Here is an 8,290-nt window from a genome sequence, read left to right as displayed (position 1 = left end):
CGGTTTATAGCCGAGCGATGAGTGCGGCCGCTCGGTGTTGTAGTAGCGCCGCCATGCCTCGATGATGACCTTTGCCTCGGCGAGACTATAGAAGATCTCACCGTTGAGCAGTTCGTCACGTAAGCGGTGTTCTCAGGCCACGGCGCTGAGTTCCGCAGCCTGGATGTAGGCCCATGGCAGGAGATCGTCGATCTGGTTGTTGGGGTGGCCGTTGACGATCCTGGTGAGAACATCGGCGAGGTAGCCGAGCGGTTCGACAGCATTGAGTTTGCAGGTTTCGATCAGCGAGGCGACGATTGCCCAGTGCTCGGCGCCGCCGTCCGATCCGGCGAAGAGTGCGTTCTTGCGATTGAGCGCAATCGGGCGGTGTCAACGGGCACCGAAGTTTCCGCGATTGTGGGCGTGTAAAATTCCCCAGATCGGCGGCGGGTCTGGGGTCGGTGATCAGCCGCCTTGATCGCTCTGTCCTTTCGTCGGCGGGCGGCCACGCCGTTTCGGCATGGGCGGATTGGTGAGTGCATTGGCGCGGAGGTTTTCGGGAACGAGTGCAGCATGCTCGCGCATGCGATAGCTTGAGCCTTCGATTTGCACGACGACGGCGTGATGCAGGAGCCGGTCGAGAAGCGCGGTGGCGACCACGGGGTCTCCGAACACCTCGCCCCATTCGGCGAAGCCCCGGTTCGAGGTGAGGATCATCGCACCTTTTTCGTACCGCGCGTTGACCAACTGGAAGAACAAATTGCCACCGCCGGGCGTAACAGGCAGGTAGCCTATTTCATCGACGACGAGCAGCGATGCCCGGCAGAGGAAGCGGATGCGCTCGCGCAGAGTTCCATCGCGCTCAGCCTTGGCAAGTTGGGCGACGAGATCGGCAAGCGGGATGAAGTAGACCAGCTTGCCGGCGCGCACCGCCTCGACGGCCAGAGCGGTGGCAAGATGGCTCTTGCCGGTTCCTGGCGGGCCGAGCAGATGGACGACCTCGGCGCGATTGATGAAGTCGAGGCCGGCCAATGCCATGATACGATTGCGGTCGAGCGATGGCTGGAACGAGAAGTCGAATCCGGCGAGCGTCTTCACCGTCGGCAGCCGGGCCATGCGCAGCGCCGCCTTGATCCGACGGTTCTCGCGGAGCGACAGTTCCTCGAGGAGCAATTCGTCCAGCGCCTCGATGCCGTCAATCTGTCCCTGCTCGATGCGGCGCAGGGTAGTGTCGAGCATCTCAAGCGCCCGCGGCATCTTCAGCCCGATCAGGCTATGGCGGATATTGTCGACCCGCGACGATGCGGTGGCGAGCGTCATGGCTGCTCTCCGATCGCCAATTGCGCGCCGATCGCCTGATAGATGGCCAGTGACCGCATCGGGACATGGTCGCCGATGCGACCGATGGAGATTCCGGCGGCGACACCGGTCCTGCGCTTCACGACGACGCCGGTACGATGGCTGCGGTCGATGCGGTACTGCTTACGGCCTTCGAGGACGGGATGCTCGGCGACGACATTGCCGAGGTCCAGGATGCGGATAAGATCAGGCAGTTGCTGCACCTCGACGACACGACGGGTGCGATCGGGCACGCTGTAATAATTGCCGCCAACCGCAACGAAGCCGTCATGGCTAACGCGGCGTTCGAGCTTCAGCACGGCGTCGAAGCGATGCTCCGGCAGAGTCTGCAACTCGGGCTGCTCGGCATTGAAGGCTTCGGCGACGACGCGCTGGGTCGTGCCGTGGACCCGAACATTGGCAACCGTGTCGAGCCAGTCGATCAGCTGAGCGTTCAGATCATCGAGATTGCAAAAGCTGCGGCCGAGGAAGAAGTCCTGGCGGATATAGCTGAACGGTCGCTCGACCTTGCCTTTGGTCTTGGCACGGTAGGGACGACAGGCACGCGGCTGGAAGCGGTAGTGCTGCGCCAGCGCCAGCAGCGAGCGGTTGTAGACGATGTGGCCCTGGTCGTCCTCGCCGGTCACCGCCGTCTTCATGCGGTCGTAAAGGATCTCGATCGGCACACCGCCGAGCGCGGCGAACGCCTGCATATGACAACGCAGCAGCGTCTGCAGGTCCTGATGCAGGACGTAGCGCGCGAAGATGAAGCGCGAATGGCCAAGCACCAGGCTGAACAGCCAGACGATCCGGCTGGTGCCGGGATCGTCGGTGAAGTTGACGACGAAGCGGGCGAAGTCGACCTGAGCCTGGACGCCCGCCGGTGTCTCGAAGCGGACCTCGTACGGCTTCGGTCCGTTCTCAGGACGGATCGCAGCAAGGTATCGCTTCACTGCCGTATAGGCGCCTACATAGCCGAGTTCACGGATCTCGCGCGTCAGGCGCGCGGCGCTGAGATCGGGAAAGGCGGTCACGCGCTCGCGGATAAAGTCCATGTAGGACGCCAACTTGCTTGGCCGGCCCACCGAACGCGGCCCGTAGACCGGCGCCTCGACACCGCGGTCGATATACTTGCGCACGGTCTTGGGGTCACGCCCCGTCCGCCTCGCAATGGCCGTGATTGATAGTCCCTGTCGATGCAATTCCAGAATCATCATCAGCTCTCCAAGTCGCACCATCGCCGCCTCCCTCACGCAGAGGGGCATGGCACCAATGGCGGCTCGGTTCATTCCGGCAGGGCTAGCCCCGCCGGAATGAACCGAAAGAAATGCCAATCAGGGAATTTTTAAAGCCCACTTTTAAGGAGAATTGCAGGACCGGTGACAGGCGGATCGAGCGCTCGACCGTGTTGCTGTCGATCTCGATGCGGCCATCGTCAAGAAAGCGCGAGAGGCCCTCCCAACGCGAGAGCGCATAGCGGATCGCCTCGGCGAGCTTTGTCTTCTGGCTGATCAGCCCAAGTTTCTCGCGCAGCCACGGCTCGAGCTCGGCGACGATCGGGCGGCTCTTGTCCTGACGCGTGGCGCGGCGCTGCTCGGCCGATCGACCACGGATGTCGTCTTCAATTCTGTAGAGTTCCGAGATCCTTCTCAGCGCTTCGCTGGCGATCGGCGTGGGACCGGCTGCGGAGAGTTCGTAGAAGCGCCGGCGCAGATGCGCCCAGCAGAAGGCGAGCGTCACGCCATTCCTGTCGGCGAGCACGCGATAGCCGCCATAGCCGTCGACCTGCAGGATGCCGGTGAAGCCCGCGAGATGAGCGATCGGACGTTCGGCTTTTCGGTCCGGCGCATAGACGTAGGCGACGCCTGGCGGATCGGCTTCCTGCCATGGGCGATCGTCGCGGGCATAGGCCCAGAGCTGACCTGTCTTCGTCTTGCCCCGGCCGGGATCGAGAACTGGCGCCGTGGTCTCGTCGGCAAAGAGTTTGGGCGAGGACTTCAGCTTCGCCAGCAGTCGCTCGTGGACCGGACGCAGGTGCCACGCGGCACGTCCCACCCAGTCGGCGAGGGTCGAGCGGTCGAGATTGATGCCCTGCCGGGCGTAGATCTGCGCCTGGCGATAGAGCGGCAGGTGGTCGGCATACTTGGACACCAGCACCTGGGCGACTGTCGCTTCTGTTGGGAGGCCGCCTTCGATCAGCCGGGCCGGCGCCGGAGCCTGAACAATCACGTCCTCGCAAGCGCGGCACGCATATTTTGGGCGGCGCACCACGATCACGCGAAGCTGAGCCGGCACGATGTCGAGCCGCTCGCTCACGTCCTCGCCTATCCTATGCAGGCCATTGCGACAGCACGGACAAGTATGGTCCTCGATATCGACGATCGTCTCGATGCGAGGAAGATGGGCAGGCAGCGCGCCACGATTCGTGCGACGCTTCGCGGCACGGATCCGACGTTCGGCGGGGTCGGACCGCTCCTTCTCTTCCTCGCCGACAGCTTCGACCTGCTCCGCCTCTTCGAGCCCCAGCAGCAGTTGATCCTGGGGCAGCGTCTCGGCGCGGCGGCCGAAGCGGTGACGCTGCAGTTCCTTGATAATCTGGATCAAGCGGGCATTCTCGGCATCACGCGCCAGGACCATCGCCTTCAGCGCATCCGGATCGTCGGGAAGCTGGTCAGCCGTCATCGCCATGAGCCGATCAGACCATATTCGCCGGCAGCGGGCGACAATGGAATCCGGGCTGATTCACTTGGTCGCGGATCAGCCCGCCTGCATCGGAACACGTGTCCGGCGCGCTTCATGGACCCGCCGCCAGTCCAATCCTTCGAGCAGCGCCGACAGTTGCGCGGCCGTCAGCCGCATCATGCCGTCATGCACTTTCGGCCAGCGGAACTCGCCATCCTCCAGCCGCTTGGCGTAAAGGCAGACCCCCGTGCCATCCCAGAAGATCAGCTTGATCCGGTCCGTCCGCTTGGCGCGGAAGACATAGACCGCGCCACTGAACGGATCGGCGCCCATCGTATCGCGCACCAGCGCCGCCAAGCCCTCCGCGCCCTTGCGGAAGTCCACCGGCTGCGTCGCGATCATGACCTTGACCGCGCCCGTCGGCCCGATCACGACGTTGCCTTCAATGCACGGATCACCGCCGCCACCGTCTTCGCATCGGCGCCACGGCCGACCCGCATGGTGACGCCGTCGATCTCCAGTTCGATTACGCCGCCATCCCGGGCGGCTTTCCGTTTGCGTTGCGGCGGCCGCTTCCCCGTCGGTTCCGGCTTCGGAGCCGCCACCACTGCCGGCACGAACAATGGTTCCGGTGCCAGCGTTTCCGCCAAAGGCTGACGGGCGGCCCGACGCCAGGCGAACAGCTGCTGCGGGGACAATGCATATCGCCGCGCCACCGCGCTCACGGTCTCGCCGGCATCGTAGCTTTCCGCCACGATCCGCGCCTTCTCCTCCGGCAACCAGTCGCGACGCCGACCGGAACCGGTGAACACCTCGAAACGGCGCGCCGGCTCAAGATCGCTGGATTTAAGCGTAAGCTCTGAAATCGTCATGTGTCGAAGCCCTCGAAGGCTCCGAACATCGTTCCTCAAGGCCACGCGCGAAAGGTGCGGCCGGAACAGCGCTTACTTCGTCACGCAGCTTCGAGTTGAAGCTCTCGCAATAGCCGTTCTCCCACGGGCTGCCGGGTTCGATGGAGGCGGTCTTCGCACCGACAGCTACGATCCATTCCCGCACGGCCTTGGCGATGAACTCCGGGCCGTTGTCGGAACGAACATGGCCCGGCACGCCGCGCAGGATGAACAGGTCCGACAGGACGTCGATGACGTCGGTCGAGTTGAGCTTACGATCGATGCGGATCGCCAGGCACTCCCGAGTGAACTCGTCGATAATGTTGAGCATGCGGAACTTCCTGCCATTGTGGGTCCGGCCCTCGACGAAGTCATAGGACCAGACATGGTTTGGGTGTTCGGGCCGAAGCCGGACGCACGATCCGTCATTCAGCCAGAGACGGCCTCTCTTCGGTTGCTTCTGGGGAACCTTCAGCCCCTCCCGCCGCCAAATGCGCTCGACGCGTTTGGCGTTCACCGTCCAGCCCTCGGACCGCAACATCGCGGTGATCCTGCGATAGCCATAGCGGCCATATCGAGAAGCCAGCCGAATGATGTCGGCGGTTAAGGCCTCTTCATTTGGCCTGGTCGGAATGAACAAGCGGAGCGTCGAACGGTGGCTGGCGGCCGGCGGTGAACCGGAATATTGCCGCCGGCGGTCGACCACGAACCTCATCGAGCCGTTCCGGCCCTATCTCGAACAGCGATGGCAGGACGGTTGCCAGACCAACCCGCAGCTCCTTAAGGAACTGGTCGAGCGGGGGTTCACCGGAAGCTTGGCGACCGTCAGTCGATGGACAGCGCGCCGGCGGGCGGAACGGCCATTGAGCGCTGCGGAAACGGAGGCGCGTGTCGCTCGGTGGCAAGCCCTTTCACGACGACGGTGCGCGTGGCTGTTGTCGTGCGATCCTGCCACGCTTGAGAACGACGAAGCGGCCTTCCTTCTGCATCTCTTCGAGATCGAACCGACGCTTGCCGAGGCCGCCGCGCTGGGACGCCAGTTTGCGGGTATGATCCGCAATGGACGGCATGAGGAACTCGATGGATGGCTCGCCGACGCTGTTTCCAGCGCCCTCGGCGCCTTCGCAACCGGCATCGGACGCGACCGTGACGCCGTTCGCGCTTCGATGACCCATCCCTGGAGCACCAGCCCGGTCGAAGGCCAGATCAACCGGCTGAAGATGATCAAGCGGGCGATGTACGGCGAGCGCATTACCCACTCCTGCGGCATCGCGTGCTCGCCCCCGCATGAGCGCGAACGAACGCACTGCTCGACAGCGCCGCGCTGCACCAAAACTGCGGAAGATCCCCTGATTGTCGCGGGATTCTTATCTTGATTGTCGCGCTGCATCCTGAAGCCAATCAACCACATGCTCAGGCGCTAGGACGACTTCGCCCGCTTCCTCGACGATGGCAGGATCTGCTTGACCAACAATTGTGCTGAGCGCGCCTTGAGGGCATCGCACTGGGAAGGCGCAACTGGACCTTCGCCGACAGCCAGCGTGGCGCCGACCGTACCGCCACTATGCTGACCGTGATCACCACCTGTCGCCTCAACGATGTAGAACCCAAGGCCTGGCTCGCCGACATCCTCACCCGCATCGCCGACCTTCCCGCATCGCGTCTGCACGAACTGCTGCCCGGGTAATGGAAGCTCCTGCGCCAAGCCGACAAGCCCGCCGGTCAGCAGGCCGCCTGATCTTCACACAACGTCATTATAGCGCTCGCCGTCCGCGCGCATGCGTCAATTAGGCGGTCTTCGTCGTATGCATACGATCAACGGAACGCCCATGCCATTCCGGATCACCGAAATCATCAGGATGTTAATGGATGTCTTGCCGACTCCCAATTGGCGATCCATCGCCAGAACCCATGCCTTGCCGTGCAGTCCCAACAGATCGGCGACCACAGGCGCCGTCATGGCGCCGCCGAGATCGACGTGTTGAAAGAACCGATAGAACCGCCTTCGAACCGAGTCGGTCCTTGCCATTGTCGCGACGTGCGCCGCAAGCCGCCACAGGCAGATTGTGCCATGTCGCATGATCAGAAGGGTCAGCCACGCCAGCGTCTCGCGTCTCAGAGATTTCTAAAGTGAATTGATCGCCCCTTCGTCACGCAACTCTTCGATGCGTTCCGATGTGAAGTGCAGGATGCTTCGTAAGATATCTTCCGTGTGCTGGCCAAGCTCAGGAGGCAGCATCAACAGGGTCCGTTCTTTGCCTTCGTAGCGTATTGGGTTTCTTACCATTTGTATATCACCTAGGTCTGGGTGTGTTACTGTCCCCACCATTCCTCTCGCCAACGTACTGGGATGCTTAAGCGCTTCGCCAACGCTTAAAATAGGAGCATGAGGGACATCAAACTTTCGCAAGCGTTCGGCCCATTCGGCGGTCGTTCGTGTGACGGTGCGCTCCTCCACGAGGGCGTCGACCTCTTCGCGGCGCGTTACGCGGTCTTTGTTTTTAGCAAAGCGTAGGTCCGAGACCAGATCCTCGCGCTCGATCGCGGCCGCCAGCTTCTGCCAAAATTCGTCGGTTAGGCAGGCTATAATAATGTAACCGTCGCTGGTTTTGAATGCTCCGTAGGGAACGACGCTGGCGTGCTTTGTGCCGAATGGCTGCGGTGATTCGCCGGTAACGAAATAGATCTGTGCCAGGTAACCAAGTGCCCCTAAAAGCCCGTCAAGCATCGAAATGTCTATAAAGCACCCCTTTCCGGTCTCCTTCCGCTCGTGCAGCGCGGAAAGAATACCGATGGTCCCGTATATGCCTCCAATCATATCGCCTATCGGCAAGCCGAGCTTGGTCGGGCGTCCTCCTGGCTCGCCATTGATGCTCATGACCCCCGATAGTGCCTGCGCCACGATGTCGAAGGCGGGCCGGTCGCGCAAAGGCCCTTCAGAGCCGAAACCGCTGATTGCGCAGAAAATCAGACCGGGATTGCGGGCAGACAGTTCTTTATAGCCGAGACCAAGGCGGTCCATCACCCCAGGCCGGAAATTCTCGATCACCACGTCTGACTGTGCGGCCAGCTCCCGCGCGATCTCCTTCCCCCCCTTTTTGCTGAGGTCGAGCACAATGCTTTTTTTATTGCGATTCAGCGCCGTGAAATAGTGGCTTAGCTCACCACGGAAGGGCGGGTAATGGCGCGTCTCGTCGCCGCGCCTGGGAGCTTCCACTTTGATGATTTCGGCACCCTGATCTGCCAGCAACAACGTGGCATAGGGTCCCGATAATATCCGCGTGAAATCGAGCACCTTTACGTTGTGCAGTGGCCCCTGCTTAGCCCGTAGTCTCCCTTGTTCTCGACTCATTTAATATTCTCCTCGCGTTTGATCTTGAAGCTATGCATGAATTTAGGTG

Annotated in this window: 7 protein-coding genes and 5 pseudogenes; 2 read left to right on the top strand and 10 right to left on the bottom strand. The window is 62.2% G+C overall.

Going from position 1 to position 8,290, the window contains the following annotated elements; translation table 11 throughout:
- The 8 genes and pseudogenes from V7082_RS20735 to V7082_RS20700 form a co-directional block, all read right to left on the bottom strand.
- A pseudogene (locus V7082_RS20735) lies at positions 1 to 126 on the bottom strand (integrase core domain-containing protein); the annotation flags it as partial.
- A gap of 6 nt (positions 127 to 132) precedes the next feature.
- Positions 133 to 366 (bottom strand): annotated as a pseudogene (locus V7082_RS20730) (transposase domain-containing protein); the annotation flags it as partial.
- A gap of 78 nt (positions 367 to 444) precedes the next feature.
- Positions 445 to 1,299, bottom strand: coding sequence for an IS21-like element helper ATPase IstB (gene istB, locus V7082_RS20725; protein ID WP_334151521.1), 855 nt, complete (start codon positions 1,297 to 1,299; stop codon positions 445 to 447).
- Complete coding sequence (gene istA, locus V7082_RS20720; RefSeq protein ID WP_334151520.1) at positions 1,296 to 2,555, bottom strand: IS21 family transposase; 1,260 nt, start codon at positions 2,553 to 2,555, stop codon at positions 1,296 to 1,298. Before istA ends, istB begins: the two co-directional genes overlap by 4 nt.
- Before the next feature lie 148 nt (positions 2,556 to 2,703).
- Positions 2,704 to 4,005 (bottom strand): annotated as a pseudogene (gene tnpC / locus V7082_RS20715) (IS66 family transposase); the annotation flags it as partial.
- A gap of 69 nt (positions 4,006 to 4,074) precedes the next feature.
- Positions 4,075 to 4,431 (bottom strand): IS66 family insertion sequence element accessory protein TnpB, encoded by a 357-nt coding sequence (gene tnpB, locus V7082_RS20710; RefSeq protein WP_334151518.1) that lies wholly within the window; start codon positions 4,429 to 4,431, stop codon positions 4,075 to 4,077.
- A complete protein-coding gene (gene tnpA / locus V7082_RS20705) occupies positions 4,428 to 4,871 on the bottom strand; it encodes an IS66-like element accessory protein TnpA (protein WP_334151517.1) in 444 nt (147 codons plus the stop codon). Before tnpA ends, tnpB begins: the two co-directional genes overlap by 4 nt.
- A gap of 73 nt (positions 4,872 to 4,944) precedes the next feature.
- A pseudogene (locus V7082_RS20700) lies at positions 4,945 to 5,547 on the bottom strand (IS3 family transposase); the annotation flags it as partial.
- Between V7082_RS20700 and V7082_RS21660 the strand changes: the two are divergent.
- Both V7082_RS21660 and V7082_RS20690 read left to right on the top strand, forming a co-directional pair.
- Positions 5,480 to 6,265 (top strand): transposase, encoded by a 786-nt coding sequence (locus V7082_RS21660; RefSeq protein WP_442909834.1) that lies wholly within the window; start codon positions 5,480 to 5,482, stop codon positions 6,263 to 6,265. The pseudogene V7082_RS20700 and the gene V7082_RS21660 overlap by 68 nt on opposite strands.
- A 21-nt stretch (positions 6,266 to 6,286) precedes the next feature.
- Positions 6,287 to 6,576 (top strand): annotated as a pseudogene (locus tag V7082_RS20690) (transposase domain-containing protein); the annotation flags it as partial.
- Between the two features lie 96 nt (positions 6,577 to 6,672).
- Here the strand turns inward: V7082_RS20690 and V7082_RS20685 are convergent.
- On the bottom strand, positions 6,673 to 6,918 hold the full coding sequence (locus V7082_RS20685) for a hypothetical protein (protein ID WP_334151514.1): 246 nt from the start codon (positions 6,916 to 6,918) through the stop codon (positions 6,673 to 6,675).
- A 96-nt stretch (positions 6,919 to 7,014) separates the two neighbouring features.
- Positions 7,015 to 8,241 (bottom strand): CaiB/BaiF CoA transferase family protein, encoded by a 1,227-nt coding sequence (locus V7082_RS20680; protein ID WP_334151512.1) that lies wholly within the window; start codon positions 8,239 to 8,241, stop codon positions 7,015 to 7,017.
- Positions 8,242 to 8,290: the final 49 nt, after the last annotated feature.

The organism is Hyphomicrobium sp., assembly GCF_036833075.1.
Taxonomy (GTDB): domain Bacteria; phylum Pseudomonadota; class Alphaproteobacteria; order Rhizobiales; family Hyphomicrobiaceae; genus Hyphomicrobium_C.
Note: the sequence above shows the minus strand (reverse complement) of the source record. Positions and strands in the feature narration are given on the sequence as shown.

Excerpts from the sequence above, each read along its gene's own strand:
- V7082_RS21660 (WP_442909834.1), top strand. The coding sequence starts at position 5,480 with ATGATGTCGGCGGTTAAGGCCTCTTCATTTGGCCTGGTCGGAATGAAC.
- tnpA (WP_334151517.1), bottom strand. The coding sequence starts at position 4,871 with ATGACGATTTCAGAGCTTACGCTTAAATCCAGCGATCTTGAGCCGGCG.
- istA (WP_334151520.1), bottom strand. The coding sequence starts at position 2,555 with ATGGTGCGACTTGGAGAGCTGATGATGATTCTGGAATTGCATCGACAG.
- V7082_RS20685 (WP_334151514.1), bottom strand. The coding sequence starts at position 6,918 with ATGGCAAGGACCGACTCGGTTCGAAGGCGGTTCTATCGGTTCTTTCAA.
- istB (WP_334151521.1), bottom strand. The coding sequence starts at position 1,299 with ATGACGCTCGCCACCGCATCGTCGCGGGTCGACAATATCCGCCATAGC.
- V7082_RS20680 (WP_334151512.1), bottom strand. The coding sequence starts at position 8,241 with ATGAGTCGAGAACAAGGGAGACTACGGGCTAAGCAGGGGCCACTGCAC.